Genomic DNA, 23,310 nt, shown 5'->3' with positions numbered 1-23,310 from the left:
GCTCTTGCCGAAGCAAGGGCGGTTTTTTAGTTTTGAATATGGTAAGCGTCATAAATTTTCCGTTTCGGAACGCCGCGGTCAACCGCGGTTTTTTTAATGGCTTCTTTTGAAGGATATCCTTCGCTGATATAATGCTCGACATGTTCTTTTTCTGAAAGATGCTCCCACCAGACCGCCTCTTCAATCGTTTCTTCACGGCTTCCTTCGATCACAAGGCAAAACTCTCCGCGCACCTGTTCCTGTTCAGACCATGTGAGTGCTTCTTCGATCGAACCTCTGATAAATTCTTCGAATTTTTTCGTGAGTTCCCTTGTCAATGCGATTTGCCGATTGCCGAATACCTCTCTGATGGCCGCCAAGGTTTCTTTCAGCCGATGCGGCGACTCGTAAAAAATCATCGTTTCCTGTCTGTTCTTCAAAGCCTCGAGCTGTTTTTTCCTTTCCCGTTTGCTGCGGTCCAAAAAGCCGAAAAAGAAAAACGGCTGCGGCGCAATGCCTGAGGCAATCAGTGCGGTCAAAGCCGCATTTGCACCGGGCAGGGGTACGACATAGCCGCCCATTTCGATAAAATCGCGGACGATTTCAGCCCCGGGGTCAGATATTGTCGGCATTCCGGCGTCACTGACCAATGCGACGTTTTTTCCTTCTTTCAGCCATTCCAAAATTTTATGTCCGCTGCTTTCTTTATTGTGTTCATGGTAGCTGACAAGCTGTGTCTCAATTTCATACACATGGCACAATTTCTTCGTCTGCCTCGTATCCTCCGCCGCGATAATGTCCGCCTCTTTTAACACAGAAACCGCCCGAAATGTCATATCCTCTAAATTGCCGATGGGAGTCGGTACGAGATATAACATACCCATGTCTGATTTTTGGTCAAAACTCTTTTGCCGGTTGATAATCAACACCCTCCCGTCTTTTTTCTTCTATATAACGTTCTTTGTTTTTTCTCGATAATTTTTTGAAATAGTACTCGGCCTGCATCGCTTCTCGTTTCGTTGAAAAGCACTCTGCATAATGGAGTTTAACCGGCAGCCTTGCCCTCGTATACTTGGCGCCCTTCCCGTCATTATGCGTTTTCAGGCGCTTTTCGATATTGTTTGTATAGCCTGCGTACAAGCTGCCGTCCCGGCACGAAAGCACGTAAAAGTAATGGCTATTCGTCTCCATATAAAATCTTCCTTATTTCATGTGTATATTGATCTTGTTCATCATACACAAACAAAGGAGGCAAAATTTTCAGGTCAGGTCGGCCGTCTTTTATTCCTTCTACTAAAATGGTGTTGGCTTCTTTGCTTTTTTTCGGGTAAACAAATTGGACCCGCTTCGGCTCGATTTGAAAGGCCTTCATCAATTCAAAGATTTCGAGCAGCCTCCCCGGCCGGTGAACGAGAGCGAGTTTGCCGCCCTGCTTTAATAGCTTGCTGCTGACGCGAATAACATCTTCAAGCGTGCAGTAGATTTCATGTCTGGCAATGGCCAAATGTTCATTTAGGTTTTGCTCCGTTTTTTGCGGCGTCTTGAAATAAGGAGGATTGCATGTGACGACATCGGCCTTATTGTATCCGAGCACCTGCGGCATATTTTTCAGGTCGTCCCTGATAAGATGAATCTGTTTTTGCAGGTTGTTGTATTCCACGCTGCGGAGGGCCATGTCATACAGCCTTTCCTGAATTTCCACCCCGGTGATGGCGGCTTTTGTGCGGGTGCTGAGAAGCAGCGGAACAATCCCGTTCCCTGTGCACAAATCAATGATGTTTCCTTTTTGTATCGGAACGTAAGCAAATTTCGACAGCAGAACAGCATCTAAGGAAAATGCAAAAACTGTCGGGCTTTGCACGATTTTCATATCTTCCGCCAGTAAATAATCCAGTCGTTCATCATCTTTTAATTGAATCATGTCTTTTCCCTTTCCTAAACACATTGTACCGTTAAAAAGGCTTCCGTTCCGCCGGAAGCCTTTCTTATTTTTTATTTAAAAACGAGAGGCAGAACAGACAGTCTCCTTCTTTGCGAACACTTCCGTAATGGATGTTGCAAATATGGAAGCCCTCCTGATACAGGCGAGCCAAATTATCATGGCCCTCTCCAATATCAGCATGCCCTGTCTTTTCTGCTTTTATCTCTTTTTCATCGGATTTTACGCTTTTTAGCCTTTGATCCGTCTCTTCCAGCCTCTTGCGCAAATGCTCGTTTTCAAGCTGTAAATGATTGTTTTCTTCAATCATTTCCCCGATATGCTGCTTGAGATCTCCAAGCTGGCGGTAAAGGGACCCGATTTGTTCTTCTAAACTTATCACTGTATCAAACAATTCTTTTTTATCCAAGGTTTCACACCTCGTTAATCTGTGGTTTGTGCAGATACGACACCTTCTTGCAACAGCTCATCCCACGTATATTCAACAACTTTGTCGCAGTCTGTCAGTTCAACCTGGAGAATGCGTTCGAGAATATTCAACCCGACGACTTTTGCCGGGCCGCTGGACGTGGCGATCACTTCCCCGATATCCGGAAGCTGTTCTTTGGCTGTTTCGTATTCATCGTTTTCATACTTTAGACAGCACATCAGCCGTCCGCATAGTCCGGAAATCTTCGTCGGATTCAGCGACAGATTTTGATCCTTTGCCATTTTAATAGAAACGGGCTCAAAATCACCTAAAAACGTGGAACAGCAAAGCATTCTTCCACACGGTCCGATACCGCCGAGCATCTTCGCTTCATCTCTGACGCCGATTTGTCTCAGCTCGATTCTCGTTTTAAAGATCGATGCCAAATCTTTGACGAGTTCTCTAAAATCGACTCTTCCATCAGCCGTAAAATAAAAAATGACTTTGTTGCGGTCAAAAGTGAATTCCACATCGACCAGTTTCATCTCAAGGCCGTGCTCGTTAACCTTTTTCTGGCAGACATCAAAGGCGGACAGCGCAGCTTCTTGATTCTCCTCAACGATCAGGCGGTCGCGTTCATCCGCAACTCTGATCACTTTTCTTAAAGGCAGCACGACATCGTTCTCGTCTACTTTCTTGTTGGCAATGACAACCTGCCCGTATTCAACACCGCGAACCGTTTCGACGATCACACAGCTGTCTTTATCTATCTGAAATCCGTTCGGATCGAAATAATATATTTTGCCCGCTTTTTTAAAGCGGACACCAATAACGTTGTACAAGCTTATCCCTCCTGCAGCATTAAAACCAAGTGCTCCATTAATCCTTGAGCATTCACATTGGAATAAAGCCGTTTTTTTGCTTCTAAAACAGCAAGTATCTGGTTTGTCACTCTTTGTTGTGTTGTTTGCAGCGCATGCTGTTTTAATGATTGGAATAAGTCCTGAAATAGTATTTTATCTTCATGTCCCAACTGAATGGACAACACGTCGCGATATATAAATAAAAGCATATCAAGACCCATTTCTTGGTGGTCTTTCTCCTTGAAAAAGGGCATCCACTGATCTTGAATATAGAAAAAAGCATGTCCTTTTCGCTGGTGTAAGACTTCATACAATTTTATCACTTTCGCTCGCGACTCTGCAAACTGATCATTTCGACTCAATTCGAGCGCTTCCGATAAATTGTTGGTCATATTCGACAAAAGGGCTGCAATATTCGGTGAGACCTCTTGTTTGACCAGTTCCTTTTCAATCGATTCGGGCTGCAGCGACTGAAAGGATAAAACCTGGCATCTCGATATGATCGTATCGAGCAATTTTTGCGGCTGTTCCGTTAAAAGAACAGCGATTGTATCGCTGCTCGGTTCCTCTAAAAACTTTAGAAGGCTGTTCGCCGCATTGACCGTCATTTGATCCGCATGGGAAATAATATACAGCTTTTTATGCGATTCCAAACCGGTCTTAGAAAACTCTTCCTGAAGCGCCTGGATTTGTCCCTTTTTAATGGAAAGGCCGTCCGGATGGACGACGTGTACGTCCGGATGGTTTCCAGATTCAATCCGCTGGCAGTTCCTGCATGACTCACATGGCTCTGCTCCATCTTCAAGGCAAAAAAAGCTTTTTGCCAGAAGGGTTGCCGCGTCTAATTTGCCCGTCCCTTTGCGCCCTTCAAATAAATAGGCGTGGGCAAGCCGATTTCTTTCTATACTATTTTGCAAAAGCTTCATAACCCGTGGCTGAAGCTTCTGCATTTCTGTCCAGGTTGTAGCCATACCATCACTCTCTATGTGTAAAGGTTTATCAGTAAACCCTTTATTTCGCCAATGCGTTCCAAAAGTTCGATAGAGGATTTTTCTTGATCCATAAGATCCTCAGTTAATTGCACAAGCTTTTCGTCCAGTTCTTTCACAATGCTTAATGTCCGGCTGTTTCCGTACAGATCGAAGCTTCTTGAATTCTCCACCGTCAGACCGTTTTCAACGGTCTCTTTTACAAATCGTTTGATCAAGCCTTTGAACCTGGCCAAATCTTTGAAGTTTCTCGATTTTGAGAGGCGTTTTCCGAACGCTTCAATATCTGTTAAAAGCATTGTCAGCTGTTCAACTCGAAGCTTGCCGCTTTGTATATTCATCTTCTCTTTAAATGAAGCAGAAACATTTTCTCCTCTTGCAGGCGGAGTCTGCTGTTTCTCTATCATTGTACGCAGTTCTTGACTTATTTTCATATCCTCAACCCTTAAAATTGATGGAATTGCTCGATCGGCAGTACAAAAACGGTTGCTCCGCCCACTTCAACCTCAACAGGATAAGGAACATATGAATCAGCATTTCCGCCCATTGGAGAAACAGGGGCAATCAGCTGATCCCGCTTGCTTCCGTTTTCTTTTATCAAGCTTAAAGCTTTGTCTACTCGAATATCATCTACACCCAACATGAAGGTTGTGTTTCCCGATTTCAGAAAGCCGCCGGTCGACGCCAGTTTGGTCACGCGAAAATTGTGATCGGTCAAAGCCTTTAAAAGCCGGTTGCTGTCTTGGTCTTGAACAACAGCGATAATTAACTTCATATGAAAAGCCCCCTTTTGGATGGAAACACTTTAAGGATACTCTTGTTACCATTATAACAATGAATGGTAAACTGGTCACAACTGATTTTCTTTTAATGCTTCCTCAATGATGTTATTTACCCTTTTTAACACAAGTTCAACACTTTGGCTGGCATCCACAATCCGAAATCGTCCGGGGAACCGGTTCATAACTTCTTCGTAGCCTTTTTGAACAAGCTGATGAAAGTGGAGTTTTTCCAAATCAAGCCGGTTTTTCTCTCTTGCATCATTTAAATCGATTCGTTTGATTCCCTCTTCCGGGTCAATGTCGAAATAAATCGTCACATTCGGCATCAGGCTGCCGATCGCGAATTGATTAACAGAAAATACTTCATCAATGCCGAGTCCCCTGGCATACCCCTGATAAGCAAGCGAGCTGTCGATGAACCGGTCGCATAAGACGATTTTCCCTTCTTCAAGCGCCGGTTTTACTTTTTCGACTAGGTGCTGCCTTCTTGCGGCCGCATACAACAAGGCCTCTGTTTTGGGATCCATTGCTGTATGGCTTGGATTTAAAATAACCTCGCGAATTCGTTCTGATATTTCAATGCCGCCCGGCTCCCTTGTCGCAAGAACAGAATGGCCGTTTTTCGTCAATTGGTCTGCCGCAGCCTGAAGGATTGTCGTTTTCCCCGCACCTTCAGGCCCTTCAAAAGTAATAAATAAACCGTTCATGATTTCTCCTCTTCTATATATACAGTTAATTGCTTTTGTTTGAGCTGATTGCTGCCCTGAATGTGTACATTCAGATCGACGAGCCGCGTCAGCCGGCTGATCGTCTCTTTTGTTATTCTCTCACCCGCCATGATCAACGGAATGCCCGGAGGATAAGGTGTGACCGATTCGGCGCTTATTCTGCCCGCTGCTTCGGTAAAAGGCACCGATTCTTTTTTGAAGGCAGACAACTTGCTTTTCCGGTAAGGCAAAGCCGTGACTTTTTCAGAAGGGATTCCGATTCCGGCAGGAAGATCATTTCGAACTGCTGTATCTTTCATGTCTTTACTGATTGTGCTGATCAGTTCCGGCGCGGGCATATTTTTTCCTTCAAGCGGCAGGATCAACAGGACTTGCCTTTCATCTGCCAATTCAGGATGGATGCCGTTTGCTTCAAATATGGATTTCAGTTCAAAACCGGAGTGGCCGTACGCTGATCTGATACACAGCTTAAGCGGATCTTGCCGGATACGGGCATCAGCCGGCTCGACAATATCAGCTCCGTTTATTTGAGAAAAGACTTCTCTCATATTGATGAGCTCTTTCTCAATATCGGCTGTTCGATTTGTTTTCAAGATATCTTCGGCGTATGCCCTAGCTATATCCAAAGATGCCATAATTGGGTAGGAAGGACTGCTGCTTTGAAGCACGGACAGATAGTATGCCAGTCTGTCCCTGTTGATCCTGCCGCTGTTAAGATGCAGATAGGACCCCATCGTCATCGCCGGGAGCGTTTTATGCGCGGACTGGACGACGGCATCAGCGCCCGCTTTCAACGACGACTGGGGAAATGGATGGCCCAGCACAAAATGGGCGCCGTGAGCCTCGTCGACTAAAACGGAAATATCGTGTTGGTGGGCCTTTTCTATGATCGGCTTCAGATCAACTGCATGGCCGTAGTAATTTGGATATGTCAACACGATCCCTTTTGCGTGCGGATATTGTGAAATTGCATCTTCAACTGTTTCGTACAGTATATGTGTGGGAACAGCCATCGCCTCATCAATTTCCGGTGTCAAAAAAACCGGATGGGCGCCTGAAAGTTCAATCGCATGAAATACAGACTTATGGCAGTTACGCTGAACGAGTATCGTATCACCCGGCTGACAAACAGCCAGGATCATAGCCAGATTCCCAACGGTCGAACCATTGACGAGAAAAAAGCTTTCTTCCGCTCCGTAAAGCCGCGAAACTAAATCCTGTGCTTCCTTGATGACGCCAGATGGCTCATGTAAATCATCCAGTCCTGTCAGTTCAGTTAGATCCACTTTGAGAATCGTTTCAAAAAAAGTTTTTGCTTCATCAAAAAAGACATCTCCATTGTGATGTCCCGGAACGTGAAAAGAATAATGATGTCCTTCAGCATGGTTCACCAATGCTGTATATAAAGGTGTCTTCATATAAACCGATCCTTTAGTCATCTTCTCTATTTTCTTCGGCATCCAGGCGCTGCCGGATGCCGATATGACATTCTGCATTTATTATACCCTTCAAGGCGGATAACATAAAGGGCGGACCATTTGGTAAATGTTAATCTTGCTTATGATCTACGGTTTTGGTTTTCTTTCATGTCCAGCAGCTTAGCCTTGAGACCATCTTCCATTGCCCTTATTTCTTCTTCTGCCTGCAGCCGCTTTGAACGGCCTTCCTCTTGAATTTTAAGCGTCTCCTCAAGTGTACCGATCAGATTGTCCTGCACTTGTTTCAATGTTTCAATATCAATAAAGCCTCGTTCATTTTCCTTTGCCGTTTCGATCGTATTGGCCTTCAGCATCTCGGCATTTTTCAAGAGCAGTTCGTTTGTTGTGGCCGACACCTGTTTTTGAGCCTCTACTGCTCGGCGCTGCCTCAACAGGGTGAGCGCAATAGCAACCTGGTTTTTCCAAAGAGGGATTGCTGTCATAATCGAAGATTGAATCTTTTCCGCCAGCACTTGATTTGTGTGCTGAATCAAACGGATTTGCGGGGCGCTCTGCAGCGTAATTTGCCTGCTCAACGTTAAATCGTAAACCCGCTTTTCCAGCCGGTCGGCAAACTGAATCATATCGTTTACTTCCTGAACCGCCATATGGTGATGTTCAGTTTTCGATTTCTCTTTTAATTCGGGAATGGTTTTATGATTTAATTCTTCAAGCTTCAGCTGACCGGCTGCAATATAGACATTCAGTGCCTCATAATATTCTTTATTTTTTTCATAAAGGCGTTCGAGCATCTTATTATCATTGATCAGCGCGCTTTTGGAATGCTCAAGTTTTACGCTGATTCTATCTATTTGAGCGCCGGTTTTTTGATACCTTGATAACACTTCTTGAACAGAATGGGATACTCTTCCAAACAAACGGGAAAAGAAGTTCCTTTTTTCAGTTTTCAATTCATCGGGGCTGACCTGTTCAAGCTTTTTCATGAGGTCGCTTAAAACCTGCCCAATTTCACCGACATCTTTCTTTTGGACGTGCTCGAGCATCTCATGTGAGAAGTTCAAGAGTTTGGATTGAGCTTGCGTTCCATACAGAGTAATGCTGTTATGGTTTTTCGGGTCAATCTGTTCGGCCAGTTGAAATGCCTGCCGGCGTTTTTCTTCAGATAACGTATCAACCAGATTCACTTGCTGCCCGCGGAGTTTTTCCTCCACGCCGGAAACAGGCGCTTCTCCTTGTCCAAAAGGATCGGAAAGCAAATCATCAAATTCAAGCTGTGCGCCAGTTTTGTGTAACGATGGTTTATATTCGCTCATTTCAGCTTTCCTCCATCAGCTTTTTTTCATTGAATGCTTCGCGACGTCCAGTTCAAACTCCAAGTGGTCAATGTCTGTTTTCAGCAAGTCATAAAGGTCGTCTTCCAATTGCTTGGCGAGCTTATCGATCATCATACGCGTTTCGCTTAAAGAAACTTCAAGATTCGCATTGCGCTTTGGCTGTGACGCCAAAAACGCATGCTTTTCCGTCAGTTCAACAATTGAATCAAGGCTTTGATAATAAAAGCGTTCAACCTGATAAAAACGCTTTGGTTCGTTCTTTGTGATGCTGTAAATTTTTCTGACGATCCGAAGAATTTCTAGATTCTGTTTAATAGTTTGAATGTTTTTAACTGCAAATAAGGCTTTTCTTAACCGGGCAATTTTCAGCTTAGCTTCCCGCAGATTCTGTTTTATATAGGCATATTCCCGCCTTGTAAGCTGGTTTTCTTTTAAAAATAAATAGGTTCCGTACCATTTCCCGCCAAGATAAACGGCAATCCAGGCTCCGGCTGCGTAAGCGGAGGACAGCAGAAAAGTCTGGTTAAACGCGAAGAAGCTTGTAAACCAAAGGAGCACGGACAATGCACTTGCAGCAGTTGCACGAATCATAAAATGAAGAATCGGTTTCATTACACCACTACTCCTAATTTTTTATGATAAATCGGTCGTTTCATTATACTACTCTCTAATACGGATATCGGCTAAGCAAAGTTTCAGTTCATGGTGTATAGCAAAAAAGACACTTTAACCGTGTCTTCACCACTTTTATTATAACCTTCCTCAATACCGACTTAAAGGCTTAAAAAAAAGACCTGAAACGGTCTAAGAATATAATGGCGGCGTACGGAGACTCTTTAATTTTTTGACATAATCAGAGTATTCGGGGTCTGATGTTGATGTAGATACAATCTTTTTCTCACAATCCGAACATAAAAATTTCGTATAAAGATGAATTCCTTCGGTTTTATTTTCCTCGCAAATGATACACGTTTCCCCATGATTAGACTTACTCATCCATTCCACCTCCATGGGTTTCAGTATTCCCAAAGAACAATATTTGTATACAAAATTAAGAAAGTTTTTGAAGGTTAGATTAGTATATGTAGCCGGGAAGTGTTAGGTGTTTGTATCAATGAGGTTCCAAATAAAAAAGACCAGCTTATATAAGCTGGTCCTCTTAGCGCTTGGCGGCGTCCTACTCTCACAGGGGGAAGCCCCCAACTACCATCGGCGCTGAAGAGCTTAACTTCCGTGTTCGGCATGGGAACGGGTGTGACCTCTTCGCTATCGCCACCAAACTATGCCTTCAGGACGAAGGTACTGGGCGTTCCTCACAGGATGTGAGGGCCTTTAGCCGAGTTTCCTTGCCTTTGGCTTTCTGAGAGGTGTTCTCTCAAAACTAGATAACGGACAGACGATTCACAAATATTTAGGTTAAGTCCTCGATCGATTAGTATCTGTCAGCTCCATGTGTCGCCACACTTCCACCTCAGACCTATCAACCTGATCATCTTTCAGGGATCTTACTTCCTTATAGGAATGGGAAATCTCATCTTGAGGGGGGCTTCATGCTTAGATGCTTTCAGCACTTATCCCGTCCGCACATAGCTACCCAGCGATGCCCTTGGCAGAACAACTGGTACACCAGCGGTGCGTCCATCCCGGTCCTCTCGTACTAAGGACAGCTCCTCTCAAATTTCCTGCGCCCGCGACGGATAGGGACCGAACTGTCTCACGACGTTCTGAACCCAGCTCGCGTACCGCTTTAATGGGCGAACAGCCCAACCCTTGGGACCGACTACAGCCCCAGGATGCGATGAGCCGACATCGAGGTGCCAAACCTCCCCGTCGATGTGGACTCTTGGGGGAGATAAGCCTGTTATCCCCGGGGTAGCTTTTATCCGTTGAGCGATGGCCCTTCCATGCGGAACCACCGGATCACTAAGCCCGACTTTCGTCCCTGCTCGACTTGTAGGTCTCGCAGTCAAGCTCCCTTGTGCCTTTACACTCTGCGAATGATTTCCAACCATTCTGAGGGAACCTTTGGGCGCCTCCGTTACCTTTTAGGAGGCGACCGCCCCAGTCAAACTGCCCACCTGACACTGTCTCCCTGCCCGATAAGGGCAGCGGGTTAGAAGGTCAATACAGCCAGGGTAGTATCCCACCGATGCCTCCACCGAAGCTGGCGCTCCGGTTTCCAAGGCTCCTACCTATCCTGTACAAGCTGTACCAACATTCAATATCAGGCTGCAGTAAAGCTCCACGGGGTCTTTCCGTCCTGTCGCGGGTAACCTGCATCTTCACAGGTACTATAATTTCACCGAGTCTCTCGTTGAGACAGTGCCCAGATCGTTGCGCCTTTCGTGCGGGTCGGAACTTACCCGACAAGGAATTTCGCTACCTTAGGACCGTTATAGTTACGGCCGCCGTTTACTGGGGCTTCAATTCGCACCTTCGCTTACGCTAAGCGCTCCTCTTAACCTTCCAGCACCGGGCAGGCGTCAGCCCCTATACTTCGCCTTACGGCTTCGCAGAGACCTGTGTTTTTGCTAAACAGTCGCCTGGGCCTATTCACTGCGGCTCTCTCGGGCTTGCACCCTAACAGAGCACCCCTTCTCCCGAAGTTACGGGGTCATTTTGCCGAGTTCCTTAACGAGAGTTCTCTCGATCACCTTAGGATTCTCTCCTCGCCTACCTGTGTCGGTTTGCGGTACGGGCACCTCTCACCTCGCTAGAGGCTTTTCTTGGCAGTGTGGAATCAGGAACTTCGCTACTATATTTCGCTCGCCATCACAGCTCAGCCTTACGGGAAACGGATTTGCCTATTTCCCAGCCTAACTGCTTGGACGCGGATATCCAATACCGCGCTTGCCCTATCCTCCTGCGTCCCCCCATTGCTCAAATGGTGAGGAGGTGGTACAGGAATATCAACCTGTTGTCCATCGCCTACGCCTTTCGGCCTCGGCTTAGGTCCCGACTAACCCTGAGCGGACGAGCCTTCCTCAGGAAACCTTAGGCATTCGGTGGAGGGGATTCTCACCCCTCTTTCGCTACTCATACCGGCATTCTCACTTCTAAGCGCTCCACGAGTCCTTCCGGTCTCGCTTCACAGCCCTTAGAACGCTCTCCTACCACTGTTCGCAAGAACAGTCCGCAGCTTCGGTGATACGTTTAGCCCCGGTACATTTTCGGCGCAGAGTCACTCGACCAGTGAGCTATTACGCACTCTTTAAATGGTGGCTGCTTCTAAGCCAACATCCTGGTTGTCTAAGCAACTCCACATCCTTTTCCACTTAACGTATACTTTGGGACCTTAGCTGGCGGTCTGGGCTGTTTCCCTTTCGACTACGGATCTTATCACTCGCAGTCTGACTCCCAAGGATAAGTCTTTGGCATTCGGAGTTTGACTGAATTCGGTAACCCGGTAGGGGCCCCTAGTCCAATCAGTGCTCTACCTCCAAGACTCTTACCTTGAGGCTAGCCCTAAAGCTATTTCGGAGAGAACCAGCTATCTCCAGGTTCGATTGGCATTTCACCCCTACCCACACCTCATCCCCGCACTTTTCAACGTGCGTGGGTTCGGGCCTCCATTCAGTGTTACCTGAACTTCACCCTGGACATGGGTAGATCACCTGGTTTCGGGTCTACGACCACGTACTCATGCGCCCTATTCAGACTCGCTTTCGCTGCGGCTCCGTCTTTTCAAACTTAACCTTGCACGGGATCGTAACTCGCCGGTTCATTCTACAAAAGGCACGCCATCACCCGTTAACGGGCTCTGACTACTTGTAGGCACACGGTTTCAGGATCTCTTTCACTCCCCTTCCGGGGTGCTTTTCACCTTTCCCTCACGGTACTGGTTCACTATCGGTCACTAGGGAGTATTTAGCCTTGGGAGATGGTCCTCCCGGATTCCGACGGAATTTCACGTGTTCCGCCGTACTCAGGATCCACTCAGGAGAGAACGAAGTTTTGACTACAGGGCTGTTACCTCCTATGGCGGGCCTTTCCAGACCTCTTCATCTACCTCGTTCTTTTGTAACTCCGTACAGAGTGTCCTACAACCCCAAGAGGCAAGCCTCTTGGTTTGGGCTGTTCCCGTTTCGCTCGCCGCTACTCAGGGAATCGCATTTGCTTTCTCTTCCTCCGGGTACTTAGATGTTTCAGTTCCCCGGGTCTGCCTTCTCATATCCTATGAATTCAGATATGGATACTGCTCCATTACGAGCAGTGGGTTTCCCCATTCGGAAATCTCCGGATCAAAGCTTGCTTACAGCTCCCCGAAGCATATCGGTGTTCGTCCCGTCCTTCATCGGCTCCTAGTGCCAAGGCATCCACCGTGCGCCCTTTCTAACTTAACCGTTAAAAAGAATCACTACAGAAAATTCTTGTGAATGTCTACTTTCGTTATCTAGTTTTCAAAGAACACGTTGGTGGAGCCTAGCGGGATCGAACCGCTGACCTCCTGCGTGCAAAGCAGGCGCTCTCCCAGCTGAGCTAAGGCCCCGTGTATAAAGATGGTGGGCCTGAGTGGACTCGAACCACCGACCTCACGCTTATCAGGCGTGCGCTCTAACCAGCTGAGCTACAGGCCCATCTTTTGATTCATATGAAGGAAGTTCCTTCAAAACTAAACAAGATCCAAACGCACCTGTCTATAAGACCGCAAGGTCTTATATTCCGTATAATATCCTTAGAAAGGAGGTGATCCAGCCGCACCTTCCGATACGGCTACCTTGTTACGACTTCACCCCAATCATCTGTCCCACCTTCGGCGGCTGGCTCCAAAAGGTTACCTCACCGACTTCGGGTGTTACAAACTCTCGTGGTGTGACGGGCGGTGTGTACAAGGCCCGGGAACGTATTCACCGCGGCATGCTGATCCGCGATTACTAGCGATTCCAGCTTCACGCAGTCGAGTTGCAGACTGCGATCCGAACTGAGAACAGATTTGTGGGATTGGCTTAGCCTCGCGGCTTCGCTGCCCTTTGTTCTGCCCATTGTAGCACGTGTGTAGCCCAGGTCATAAGGGGCATGATGATTTGACGTCATCCCCACCTTCCTCCGGTTTGTCACCGGCAGTCACCTTAGAGTGCCCAACTGAATGCTGGCAACTAAGATCAAGGGTTGCGCTCGTTGCGGGACTTAACCCAACATCTCACGACACGAGCTGACGACAACCATGCACCACCTGTCACTCTGCCCCCGAAGGGGAAGCCCTATCTCTAGGGTTGCCAGAGGATGTCAAGACCTGGTAAGGTTCTTCGCGTTGCTTCGAATTAAACCACATGCTCCACCGCTTGTGCGGGCCCCCGTCAATTCCTTTGAGTTTCAGTCTTGCGACCGTACTCCCCAGGCGGAGTGCTTAATGCGTTTGCTGCAGCACTAAAGGGCGGAAACCCTCTAACACTTAGCACTCATCGTTTACGGCGTGGACTACCAGGGTATCTAATCCTGTTCGCTCCCCACGCTTTCGCGCCTCAGCGTCAGTTACAGACCAGAGAGTCGCCTTCGCCACTGGTGTTCCTCCACATCTCTACGCATTTCACCGCTACACGTGGAATTCCACTCTCCTCTTCTGCACTCAAGTTCCCCAGTTTCCAATGACCCTCCCCGGTTGAGCCGGGGGCTTTCACATCAGACTTAAGAAACCGCCTGCGCGCGCTTTACGCCCAATAATTCCGGACAACGCTTGCCACCTACGTATTACCGCGGCTGCTGGCACGTAGTTAGCCGTGGCTTTCTGGTTAGGTACCGTCAAGGTACCGCCCTATTCGAACGGTACTTGTTCTTCCCTAACAACAGAGTTTTACGATCCGAAAACCTTCATCACTCACGCGGCGTTGCTCCGTCAGACTTTCGTCCATTGCGGAAGATTCCCTACTGCTGCCTCCCGTAGGAGTCTGGGCCGTGTCTCAGTCCCAGTGTGGCCGATCACCCTCTCAGGTCGGCTACGCATCGTCGCCTTGGTGAGCCGTTACCTCACCAACTAGCTAATGCGCCGCGGGTCCATCTGTAAGTGGTAGCTAAAAGCCACCTTTTATGATTGAACCATGCGGTTCAATCAAGCATCCGGTATTAGCCCCGGTTTCCCGGAGTTATCCCAGTCTTACAGGCAGGTTACCCACGTGTTACTCACCCGTCCGCCGCTGACCTAAGGGAGCAAGCTCCCATCGGTCCGCTCGACTTGCATGTATTAGGCACGCCGCCAGCGTTCGTCCTGAGCCAGGATCAAACTCTCCATGAAATAATGGAGCGCAGATTAAGTTCGTCACATCCTGTGACAACATCTGCATGACCTGCATCGTGCAGGCCCCTGACTACGCACACTCAAATGTGCGATTTATAAAAATGAATTAACAGGTACGTTTTGTCTTGTTTAGTTTTCAAAGAACTTCGTTGCCGCTCTCAAAGCAACTATAATATCTTAACATTTAATCGTGATGTCGTCAACAACTTTTTTTCAAAAAAATTATTCGTCATTAGCGACAAATATTAATTTAACACCTTTAAATATATTTGTCAACAAAAAATTATATTGCGATAAATTGTTTAATGACAATAAGAGCTGCTACACCGGGAACCCCCAATAATCCGCTCACTCCGGTTGTTACAATATTAATCGGCACGTGAATGCCCACGCTCTCGCCAAACAGATTCACACAGAACAAAAACAAAGCGCCGACTACAAATCTAACCGCTATTCTTCCGATTAATCGCAAAGGCTTAAATGATGCTTTTGAAAAAAACAACAGGGCAACCAAAGCTACAATTGCCCCGATAAAGATAACAGATCCCATGAATTCCCTCACTCCTCGCTCGTTCTTGTACAAGCATATGATGGGAATCATGCAAATAGACCTGCTACTTCCAGCTGCCGATCCTTAAATTTCTTTTTTTTGCTTCCCGCAAATAAAAAAAGTACTTTGCCTCGGCAACCTTTAATTCGTAAAGAACTTCTGGGGAAGGCTCTAGGCTGTTTTCAATCAGCCGCTTTTGCCTGTTCCATTCTTCCTTTTGATGGATCAGCTGTTCAACCAGCTTGTTATCAAATTCTTTTCTAAGCTTCTTTTTCCGAAGAAAACCCATGGTAACGCAATCTCCTCCCTCTACATTTCACGTCTGCCTTCAAGCGCTTTAGAAAGAGTGACTTCATCTGCATACTCCAAATCGCCTCCGACCGGAAGTCCATGGGCAATTCGTGACAGCTTGATACCAGACGGCTTTAAAAGCCTTGAAATGTACATGGCCGTTGCTTCTCCTTCTATATTCGGGTTTGTCGCGAGAATGACTTCAGTCACCTGATCATCCTGCAACCGCTTCAGCAATTCGGGTATTTTAATATCTTCCGGACCGATGCCGTCCATCGGAGAAATCGCTCCATGCAAAACATGGTACAGTCCGTTGTACTCCTTCATTTTCTCCATAGCAATGACATCTTTGGGATCCTGAACAACACATATGACCGATTTGTCTCTTCTCGTATCTTCACAAATATAGCAAGGATCTTGATCTGTTATATGTCCGCAGACCGAGCAATATGTCAAATTGCGCTTTGCGTTTACCAATGCTTTTGCAAAATCTAACACGACGTCTTCTTTCATACTAAGAACAAAAAAAGCCAGACGGACCGCCGTCTTGGGTCCGATTCCTGGCAATTTCATAAAGCTGTCAATCAGCTTTGATATTGGTTCAGGATACTGCATTCTTATTTTCCTCCTAGAATAAACCCGGCATGTTCATTCCTTTTGTAAACTTACCCATCGTTTCATTTGTTACTTCGTCAACTTTTTTCAAAGCATCGTTTGTCGCTGCAAGAACAAGATCTTGAAGCATTTCAACATCTTCAGGGTCTACGACTTCCTCTTTGATGATGACGTCGATGACTTCTTTTTGGCCGTTCACCTTAACGGTCACCATTCCACCGCCTGCAGTACCTTCGAGTACTTTTTCAGCCAGCTCCTCCTGTGCCTTTTGCATATCCTTTTGCATTTTTTGCATTTGCTTCATCATTTTCTGCATGTTACCCATTCCACCGCGCATACTCAAATCCACTCTCTTTCATGTTTTTATTCTTTAATTTCAATCAGTTCCGCTCCGAACAGTTTTTTAGCTTCTGCTACGAGCGGATCTTCTTCTTTCGGTTCGTTTGCTTCAGAATCTTCCGGCTGGTGATCCTGCAAAAATTCTTCTCTTATTTTACCCCATTGGGCTTCGGGAACGCCAACTATATCTATCCTTCCGCCGAGCATTCCGTCCAAAATTTGTTCCAGATTCGTCCTGACTCCGTTGTTGTCTTCAGCTACCATTTTACAGTGAATTTCGTATTTGAATGCGAGGACAAATGCTTTTGAAGATGCAGCCACCGGTTCGCTGTCATTTAAAAGGGCCGCATGTGATACTTTATTCTGCTGTTTCAGCTGGGCAAGCAATTGTCCCCAGCAGCCCTTTAATTTTTCGAGATCCGGTCTTGTGGCATCCTTTAATATTTCATGAATGCGGCCGACAGGCGCTTTATACGCGCTTTTTATGCTTTTTTGCGGACGGGACGCTTCTTTAGCCTGGGCGGGAGCAGAAGAGACCTGCACACCTTGTGTTTTAAGCCTCTCAATCTCCTGTTCAAGCTGCCGAACCTTGTTGACGAGATTGTCCACTTCCGGCTGGGCGGCCGCGGATGCCCCTGCTTTTGGTCCCTGGCAGAGCTTCACAACCGCAACTTCAAAGAAGATACGCGGATGATTCGTCCATTTCATTTCCTGATGGCTTTTATTTAATATATCGATCATTTCGTAAAGGTCTGATGCGGGAATTTGCCGGGATAGGGTTTGGAACTCTTCGTCCACCTTCACCTTTTCAAGAACGCCTTCTAAATCGGGCGCCGTTTGATAAAGAAGCATATCCCTGAAGTAGAAAATCATATCCTCGATTAATTTTGCCGGATCTTTCCCCTGCTGAAGGAGTTCGTTCAATGTTTCCAAAGCACCGGAAACATTTTTTTCGTGAAGGGTTGAGGCGAGCTTTCCAATATAGTGCTGTGACACGGCGCCTGTTATCAGCAGCGCATCATCCACCGTCAGCTCTTCTCCGCTGAATGATACGGCCTGATCGAGCAGGCTCAGCGCATCCCTCATGCCGCCGTCCGCGGCACTGGCGATGATGTCTAAGGCTCCGTCCTGCACCTTTAACTGTTCAGCTTCGACGATTTTTTTCATTCGTCCGACAATTGCCTGCGAGGTAATCCTCTTAAAATCAAATCGCTGACATCTAGAAATAATCGTTAAAGGAATTTTATGAGGCTCTGTTGTTGCGAGAATAAAGATACAATGCTCCGGCGGCTCTTCAAGCGTTTTTAGAAGGGCGTTGAATGCGCCGATAGAAAGCATATGTACTTCATCTATGATATATACTTTATACGTGACGGCAGACGGGGCAAATTTCACCTTGTCGCGGATGTCGCGTATTTCATCTACACCGTTGTTAGAAGCGGCGTCAATTTCGATCACATCTGAAATCGAACCGTTTGTAATGCCTTTGCACGCGGAGCATTCGTTACACGGTTCACTGACCGGAGCGCGCTCACAGTTGACAGCTTTGGCAAACAGTTTTGCGGCGCTTGTTTTTCCCGTTCCCCTCGGTCCGGAAAACAGATAAGCGTGCGAAAATTTCTTTTGTAAAAGGGCATTTTGCAACGTTTTCGTGATGTGCTCCTGACCGACTACATCTTCAAACAACTGCGGCCTGAACACTCTATATAAAGCCTGGTAACTCACAAACACGCCCTCCTCTTGTTTTCATCATTTCCATTATACATGATGCGGCTTTCAAATCCAAAAGCTCTTCTTAAGAAAAAAACTCATCTATATTCAAATAGATGAGTTCTTAATTTGATGATTGATTTACCGTGCACCTTCTGTCGATTCGCTACCCTAAGCGTTACTTAAGCAGTTAGCTCAGCCCAGGCAACCCTGCGGCACATGGAAGGTTCCACTTAATGCTGCTTCCTTCCGGACCTGACATGGTTCATGGATTCCCATTGCGCAGGACCCAAGCGTCAACACCACTTGCTTAAGGCAGACCTTAAAGTAAACGAACCTCGAGAAAGGGATTCGGCCTCGCTCGAGCGGATTGCGAGTACAGGGCACCGCTACCTCCCCGCTTAGCACGGCAAAATAAATATCAAATTATTTAAGCTGCGTCTTGATGTGACGCACTCATTAGTATAACTTGTTTCATCCTAAATTGCAAATTTCCGTCATCACAGCTCGCTTTGCTTTTCTGCTTTCTTTTTCGCGCGGAGCTTTCTGAAAAAATCGCTCAGCATCCTGCCGCATTCTTCTTCCATTACGCCGCTCACGACTTCAGCCTGATGATTGAATCTCTCCTCCTGCAGGAGATTCATCAAAGTCCCTGCACAGCCGCCTTTCGGATCAGACGCTCCGAACACCACTTTGTCGATTCTGGAAAGAACGGCCGCTCCGGCACACATCGGACATGGCTCAAGGGTAACGTAAAGAACAGCTCTCTCCAGCCGCCAGGTCCCCAGCTTCCGGCATGCCTCTTCAATGACGAGCATCTCCGCGTGGGCAACCGACCTTTGCTCGGTTTCCCTCAGATTATGGGCGCGGGCGATAATTTCCCCATCCAGAACGAGTACAGCACCAATCGGCACTTCGCCTTTTTCTTCGGCTTTTCTCGCTTCATTGACCGCTTCTTTCATATAAAACTCGTCTTGTGTCATCCGCATGCACTCTTTCAATGTTTTTCGCCAAACTGAATAGGCTAACTTATAGTTAAAGGAATATAAAATCTGAAAGGAGACAATCGCATTGTCCAATTCAGCTCTCATTATAGTCGACATCATTAATGATTTTCAATTCGATATGGGTAACGTTCTTTCCAAAAAGACCAGAAATATCACCGAGCATCTTCTGGCATTAAAAGAACACGCAGCCAAAATGAAATGGCCTATCATATACATTAATGACCATTTTGGAATTTGGCAAGCGGATATTGCTGCCATTATCAAGAAATGCAAAAACGGCAGGAGCGAATATATCATCGACCGGCTTGCACCGAATGACAGCGATTATTTTTTAATCAAACCAAAGCACTCAGCCTTTTACGGCACTGCTCTTGAAACATTGCTGCATGAACTTCATGTCGATCATTTGATCATCACTGGGATCGCAGGCAATATCTGCGTATTATTTACGGCAAACGATGCTTATATGCGGGAGTACGAGATTACGATTCCGCGCGATTGCATCGCCTCAAACAATGAAAAAGACAACAAATACGCCTTGACGATGATGGAAAATGTTCTGTTCGCCAATATCACGACGGCTAAGGCGATTACCTCCGAAACTTAGAGCATGAAACACTTCCTTTCATCATATAGTGGTAGCAATGAGAAAGGAGGCGTTTCCCATTCAGATTTATGTCGTGAAAAGAGGCGATACCCTTTACCAAATCGCGAATCGTTACCGAACAACAGTTAATGAAATTGTCGCGACGAATGAAATTCCGAACCCGAATCGGCTTGTTGTCGGACAAACCATCGTGATCCCGATCGCCGGCGAGTTTTATGAGGTCAGACAGGGAGATACATTAGCATCAATCGGAGCACGCTTTAATATTTCTCCGGCTGAACTGGCGAGGATCAACCGCATTCAGGTTAGCGCCGTTTTACCGGTCGGACTGCTGCTTTACATCCCCCCTCGGCCAAGACGGAACATTGAAACAAACGCCTATATCGAACCTCGGGGAGAAAGCGTAAGCCCCGCTTTGCAGCAGGCGGCAAGAGAGGCTTCGCCATACTTGACCTATCTGGGCGCTTTCAGCTTCCAGGCGAAGCGGGACGGCACACTCGAAGAACCGCCGCTGAACAACTTAAAAGAAATTGCCGACAGACATCGGACTACGATGATGATGATTGTCACCAATCTCGAAAATGAAGCTTTCAGCGACGAACTCGGCAGGATCATTCTGACGGACCAGAATGTAAAAAACAGATTGCTCGATAACATCGTTGCAGCGGCCAGAAGATACGGTTTTAAAGACATCCATTTTGACTTCGAATACTTAAGGCCCGAAGATAGAGAAGCCTATAATCAGTTTTTACGGGATGCCCGGGCCCGCTTCAGGCAGGAAGGCTGGCTCATCTCAACCGCGCTTGCTCCGAAAACGAGAGCGGATCAGCCCGGACAATGGTATGAAGCCCATGATTACCGGGCCCACGGCGAAATTGTCGATTTCGTCGTGCTGATGACATATGAGTGGGGCTACAGCGGAGGGCCCCCGATGGCGGTATCGCCGATCGGGCCCGTCCGGGACGTGATCGAATACGCACTCACGGAAATGCCCGCCAGCAAAATCGTCATGGGACAGAACTTGTACGGCTATGACTGGACGCTCCCCTATACGCCAGGCGGACCGCTGGCCAGAGCAATCAGCCCCCAGCGGGCGATTGAGATCGCGAGCGAGAACAATGCGGCGATACAGTACGATGAAACAGCTCAGGCTCCAAACTTCCGCTATACGGACAATGCCGGCAAACAGCATGAAGTATGGTTTGAAGACGCCCGCTCGATTCAGGCAAAGTTTGATCTGATTAGGGAATTGAATTTAAGGGGAATCAGCTATTGGAAGCTCGGCCTGTCCTTCCCGCAAAACTGGCTCTTGATAGCCGATCAATTTAATGTTGTTAAAGAGACGTTCCCAAGTTAAAGGAACGTTTTTTTTCATGGCAGCGGATGATGATGTGATACAATATGTATGGTTCACAAATGAATTTCTTTAGTAGGAGGACACCTATGAATACAGCCCCTTTCATTGCTGTCGAAGGCCCCATCGGCGCGGGAAAAACAACCTTGGCCAGCATGCTCTCCGAAAAGCTCTCACTCTCTTTGGTCAAAGAAATCGTCGAAGAAAACCCTTTTCTTGATAAATTTTATGATGAAAAAGATGAATGGAGCTTTCAGCTTGAGATGTTTTTCCTCTGCAATCGCTATAAGCAGCTTGAAGATACCGAGAAAAAGTATTTGCATCATCACATGCCCGTTGTTTCGGACTATCATATTTATAAAAACCTCATTTTTGCCGAACGGACGCTGGAAGGCAAAAAACTTGAGAAATACAGAAAAATTTATCAGCTGCTTACAGAAGATCTGCCGAAACCAAACGTCATCATTTACATAAGAGCGAGTCTTCCAACTTTATTGGAACGGATCAAAAAACGCGGACGGCCGTTTGAACAAGAAATGGACAAGCAATACCTGGAACAGCTTATCAATGATTATGAGGCGGCCATTAAGCAATTTAAAGAATCCGATCCGCCAATACCCGTCATTGAAATTAACGGAGATCAGGAAGACTTCGTAATCTCAGAAGCCGTTTTCAATCGAATTGCCGATCAAGTAAAGGAGTATATAGAATGAGTGTATATGATATTCCGAAAGATGCTATCATTACTGTTGCAGGAACGGTAGGAGTGGGGAAATCCACATTGACAAAAGAGCTTGCAAAAAGGCTCGGATTTAAAACCTCTCTTGAAGAGGTCGTGAATAACCCTTATTTGGAGGCTTTTTACCAAGACTTTGAACGCTGGAGCTTTCACCTGCAGATTTTCTTCTTGGCAGAGCGCTTCAAAGAACAAAAATACATTTACGAATCGGGCGGCGGATTTGTTCAGGACCGTTCAATTTATGAAGATACAGGCATTTTCGCCAAAATGCACGCCGATAAAGGCACAATGTCAAAAGTCGACTATAAGACGTATACGAGCCTGTTTGAAGCGATGGTCATGACGCCTTACTTCCCCCGCCCCGACGTTTTAGTCTATTTAGAGGGCGATTTGGAAACGATTCTCGACCGCATCCAAAAACGCGGACGGGAAATGGAACTGTTAACCGACAGATCGTATTGGGAAGAAATGTACACTAGGTATGAAAACTGGATCAGCGGATTTAACGCCTGTCCGGTTGTCAGAGTCAATATTGATGAATACGACCTGTTCAACAACTCAGCCTCTCTCGATCCAATCATTGAAAAAATCAGTGAAGCCATTCAAAGATAAACAAGCAAAAAGAGCGGATTCCCTTGAAGAGCCGCTCTTTTTGCTGCATATAAAAAAACCGCTGCCCTATCCAGGCAGCGGCAACACAATCTCCAATTTATGCTTTTCAATCACTAAAATGCAAATCAATAATGGCGGAGGAAGAGGGATTCGAACCCCCGCGGGCTTTGACACCCCTGTCGGTTTTCAAGACCGATCCCTTCAGCCAGACTTGGGTATTCCTCCGTATCGACAAGAATTAATATAACATGTCCTATCTTTTTAAGTCAAGGGATTTTTTTATAAAAAATTTATTTTATTGTTCACGCTTCTCATTATATGCAAAAATAATAATAAACGCAAAGGGTGATGGCATTGTGGAAACATTTTATAAGCCGTTTGCCTCAAGATTACACGCTGAACAGACCTATTGAAACAGGAAAGCTTCAGAAAGCAGAAGAACTCCTCGGCGTCTCTTTTCCTGATGAACTGGTCAGCCTTTTAAAAATGACAAACGGCATTAATGATACTTTCGGGGATCATCTCATTTGGCCTGCGGACAGAATAATAGAAGAGAATCTAGACATGAGATGTACCGACTGTTTTAAGCCGTTTGATTGTTTGCTCTTTATAGCAGGTGCGGGCAATGGCGATTTATTTGCTTATTCTATTTTAAACGGCTCCATACGGAAAAATGATATTTATGTTTGGAATCATATAGACGACAGCCGAATATGGGTCGCACCTTCTTTAAAATCATTCATAAAAGGCTGGATCGACGGAACAATCACCATTTAAAAAACGATCTTAGGC

Annotated in this window: 24 protein-coding genes, 3 tRNA genes, 3 rRNA genes and 1 other RNA gene; 5 read left to right on the top strand and 26 right to left on the bottom strand. The window is 46.4% G+C overall.

Annotated elements, in window-relative coordinates; genetic code table 11:
* Positions 1-26 precede the first annotated feature (26 nt).
* The 25 genes from rsmI to tadA form a co-directional block, all read right to left on the bottom strand.
* Positions 27-902 carry a 16S rRNA (cytidine(1402)-2'-O)-methyltransferase gene (gene rsmI / locus TRNA_RS21765; protein ID WP_025805862.1) on the bottom strand — a complete coding sequence of 292 codons (876 nt, stop codon included), beginning with the start codon at positions 900-902 and terminating at the stop codon, positions 27-29.
* Entirely contained in the window at positions 877-1,170 is a 294-nt protein-coding gene (locus TRNA_RS21760; RefSeq protein WP_003178169.1) for a GIY-YIG nuclease family protein, read from the bottom strand. The genes rsmI and TRNA_RS21760 overlap by 26 nt, the downstream gene beginning before the upstream one ends.
* Positions 1,157-1,900, bottom strand: a complete 744-nt coding sequence (locus tag TRNA_RS21755) for a tRNA1(Val) (adenine(37)-N6)-methyltransferase (RefSeq protein ID WP_003178166.1) — start codon at positions 1,898-1,900, stop codon at positions 1,157-1,159. The genes TRNA_RS21760 and TRNA_RS21755 overlap by 14 nt, the downstream gene beginning before the upstream one ends.
* 64 nt (positions 1,901-1,964) lie before the next feature.
* Positions 1,965-2,327, bottom strand: coding sequence for a DNA replication initiation control protein YabA (yabA, locus tag TRNA_RS21750; RefSeq protein WP_003178164.1), 363 nt, complete (start codon positions 2,325-2,327; stop codon positions 1,965-1,967).
* A 14-nt stretch (positions 2,328-2,341) separates the two neighbouring features.
* Entirely contained in the window at positions 2,342-3,169 is an 828-nt protein-coding gene (locus tag TRNA_RS21745) for a PSP1 domain-containing protein (RefSeq protein ID WP_003178162.1), read from the bottom strand.
* Between the two features lie 2 nt (positions 3,170-3,171).
* Positions 3,172-4,161 (bottom strand): DNA polymerase III subunit delta', encoded by a 990-nt coding sequence (gene holB / locus TRNA_RS21740; protein WP_003178160.1) that lies wholly within the window; start codon positions 4,159-4,161, stop codon positions 3,172-3,174.
* 11 nt (positions 4,162-4,172) lie between these two features.
* Positions 4,173-4,613: a YaaR family protein gene (locus tag TRNA_RS21735; RefSeq protein WP_003178158.1), complete on the bottom strand. Its 441-nt coding sequence runs from the start codon at positions 4,611-4,613 to the stop codon at positions 4,173-4,175.
* Between the two features lie 11 nt (positions 4,614-4,624).
* A complete protein-coding gene (locus TRNA_RS21730) occupies positions 4,625-4,954 on the bottom strand; it encodes a cyclic-di-AMP receptor (RefSeq protein WP_003178156.1) in 330 nt (109 codons plus the stop codon).
* A gap of 75 nt (positions 4,955-5,029) precedes the next feature.
* Positions 5,030-5,668: a dTMP kinase gene (gene tmk, locus TRNA_RS21725; RefSeq protein WP_003178154.1), complete on the bottom strand. Its 639-nt coding sequence runs from the start codon at positions 5,666-5,668 to the stop codon at positions 5,030-5,032.
* Positions 5,665-7,107, bottom strand: coding sequence for an aminotransferase class I/II-fold pyridoxal phosphate-dependent enzyme (locus TRNA_RS21720; RefSeq protein ID WP_011197464.1), 1,443 nt, complete (start codon positions 7,105-7,107; stop codon positions 5,665-5,667). The genes tmk and TRNA_RS21720 overlap by 4 nt, the downstream gene beginning before the upstream one ends.
* Positions 7,108-7,247: 140 nt before the next feature.
* On the bottom strand, positions 7,248-8,441 hold the full coding sequence (locus TRNA_RS21715) for a toxic anion resistance protein (RefSeq protein ID WP_009330058.1): 1,194 nt from the start codon (positions 8,439-8,441) through the stop codon (positions 7,248-7,250).
* Between the two features lie 15 nt (positions 8,442-8,456).
* The gene (locus TRNA_RS21710; RefSeq protein ID WP_003178149.1) at positions 8,457-9,074 is read right to left on the bottom strand and encodes a 5-bromo-4-chloroindolyl phosphate hydrolysis family protein; all 618 of its coding nucleotides are present in this window, start codon (positions 9,072-9,074) and stop codon (positions 8,457-8,459) included.
* 192 nt (positions 9,075-9,266) lie between these two features.
* Positions 9,267-9,458: a sigma factor G inhibitor Gin gene (locus tag TRNA_RS43075; protein WP_003178146.1), complete on the bottom strand. Its 192-nt coding sequence runs from the start codon at positions 9,456-9,458 to the stop codon at positions 9,267-9,269.
* 168 nt (positions 9,459-9,626) lie between these two features.
* Positions 9,627-9,742, bottom strand: a 5S ribosomal RNA gene (gene rrf, locus TRNA_RS21705).
* A 132-nt stretch (positions 9,743-9,874) separates the two neighbouring features.
* Positions 9,875-12,805 (bottom strand): 23S ribosomal RNA (locus TRNA_RS21700).
* Positions 12,806-12,875: 70 nt separating this feature from the next.
* A tRNA-Ala gene (locus TRNA_RS21695) sits at positions 12,876-12,951 on the bottom strand.
* Positions 12,952-12,962: 11 nt separating this feature from the next.
* Positions 12,963-13,039 (bottom strand) — tRNA-Ile (locus tag TRNA_RS21690).
* A 102-nt stretch (positions 13,040-13,141) separates the two neighbouring features.
* Positions 13,142-14,691: ribosomal RNA gene (locus tag TRNA_RS21685) — 16S ribosomal RNA — on the bottom strand.
* Together the 16S, 23S and 5S rRNA genes with 2 tRNA genes alongside form the textbook arrangement of a ribosomal RNA operon.
* A 286-nt stretch (positions 14,692-14,977) precedes the next feature.
* Positions 14,978-15,244, bottom strand: a complete 267-nt coding sequence (locus tag TRNA_RS21680) for a pro-sigmaK processing inhibitor BofA family protein (protein WP_003178144.1) — start codon at positions 15,242-15,244, stop codon at positions 14,978-14,980.
* Between the two features lie 64 nt (positions 15,245-15,308).
* Complete coding sequence (locus TRNA_RS21675) at positions 15,309-15,533, bottom strand: YaaL family protein (RefSeq protein WP_003178142.1); 225 nt, start codon at positions 15,531-15,533, stop codon at positions 15,309-15,311.
* Between the two features lie 20 nt (positions 15,534-15,553).
* Positions 15,554-16,150 (bottom strand): recombination protein RecR, encoded by a 597-nt coding sequence (gene recR / locus TRNA_RS21670; RefSeq protein ID WP_003178140.1) that lies wholly within the window; start codon positions 16,148-16,150, stop codon positions 15,554-15,556.
* A gap of 13 nt (positions 16,151-16,163) precedes the next feature.
* Positions 16,164-16,487, bottom strand: a complete 324-nt coding sequence (locus tag TRNA_RS21665; RefSeq protein ID WP_003178138.1) for a YbaB/EbfC family nucleoid-associated protein — start codon at positions 16,485-16,487, stop codon at positions 16,164-16,166.
* Between the two features lie 26 nt (positions 16,488-16,513).
* Positions 16,514-18,214: a DNA polymerase III subunit gamma/tau gene (gene dnaX / locus TRNA_RS21660; RefSeq protein ID WP_009330055.1), complete on the bottom strand. Its 1,701-nt coding sequence runs from the start codon at positions 18,212-18,214 to the stop codon at positions 16,514-16,516.
* A gap of 129 nt (positions 18,215-18,343) precedes the next feature.
* Positions 18,344-18,609: signal recognition particle sRNA large type (gene ffs, locus TRNA_RS43070), an RNA gene on the bottom strand.
* A 90-nt stretch (positions 18,610-18,699) separates the two neighbouring features.
* Complete coding sequence (gene tadA / locus TRNA_RS21655; protein ID WP_009330054.1) at positions 18,700-19,182, bottom strand: tRNA adenosine(34) deaminase TadA; 483 nt, start codon at positions 19,180-19,182, stop codon at positions 18,700-18,702.
* 82 nt (positions 19,183-19,264) lie between these two features.
* Between tadA and TRNA_RS21650 the strand changes: the two genes are divergently transcribed.
* The 4 genes from TRNA_RS21650 to TRNA_RS21635 all read left to right on the top strand — a co-directional run bounded on the left by TRNA_RS21650 (position 19,265) and on the right by TRNA_RS21635 (position 22,518).
* Positions 19,265-19,813: a cysteine hydrolase family protein gene (locus TRNA_RS21650; RefSeq protein ID WP_223307098.1), complete on the top strand. Its 549-nt coding sequence runs from the start codon at positions 19,265-19,267 to the stop codon at positions 19,811-19,813.
* Between the two features lie 37 nt (positions 19,814-19,850).
* Positions 19,851-21,170 carry a glycoside hydrolase family 18 protein gene (locus TRNA_RS21645; protein WP_003178129.1) on the top strand — a complete coding sequence of 440 codons (1,320 nt, stop codon included), beginning with the start codon at positions 19,851-19,853 and terminating at the stop codon, positions 21,168-21,170.
* An 86-nt stretch (positions 21,171-21,256) separates the two neighbouring features.
* Positions 21,257-21,880: a deoxynucleoside kinase gene (locus TRNA_RS21640; protein WP_003178127.1), complete on the top strand. Its 624-nt coding sequence runs from the start codon at positions 21,257-21,259 to the stop codon at positions 21,878-21,880.
* Entirely contained in the window at positions 21,877-22,518 is a 642-nt protein-coding gene (locus TRNA_RS21635; RefSeq protein WP_009330052.1) for a deoxynucleoside kinase, read from the top strand. The genes TRNA_RS21640 and TRNA_RS21635 overlap by 4 nt, the downstream gene beginning before the upstream one ends.
* Positions 22,519-22,650: 132 nt before the next feature.
* On the opposite strand, the gene TRNA_RS21630 is transcribed toward TRNA_RS21635, so the two are convergent.
* Positions 22,651-22,743 (bottom strand) — tRNA-Ser (locus tag TRNA_RS21630).
* A 129-nt stretch (positions 22,744-22,872) separates the two neighbouring features.
* Here TRNA_RS21630 and TRNA_RS21625 point away from each other — a divergent pair.
* On the top strand, positions 22,873-23,295 hold the full coding sequence (locus TRNA_RS21625; RefSeq protein WP_011197461.1) for an SMI1/KNR4 family protein: 423 nt from the start codon (positions 22,873-22,875) through the stop codon (positions 23,293-23,295).
* Positions 23,296-23,310: the final 15 nt, after the last annotated feature.

The sequence above is a fragment of the Bacillus licheniformis DSM 13 = ATCC 14580 genome (assembly GCF_000011645.1).
GTDB classification, from domain to species: Bacteria; Bacillota; Bacilli; order Bacillales; family Bacillaceae; genus Bacillus; species Bacillus licheniformis.
The sequence above is the reverse complement of the archived record's forward strand: the minus strand, read 5'-3'. Positions and strand labels throughout refer to the sequence as shown.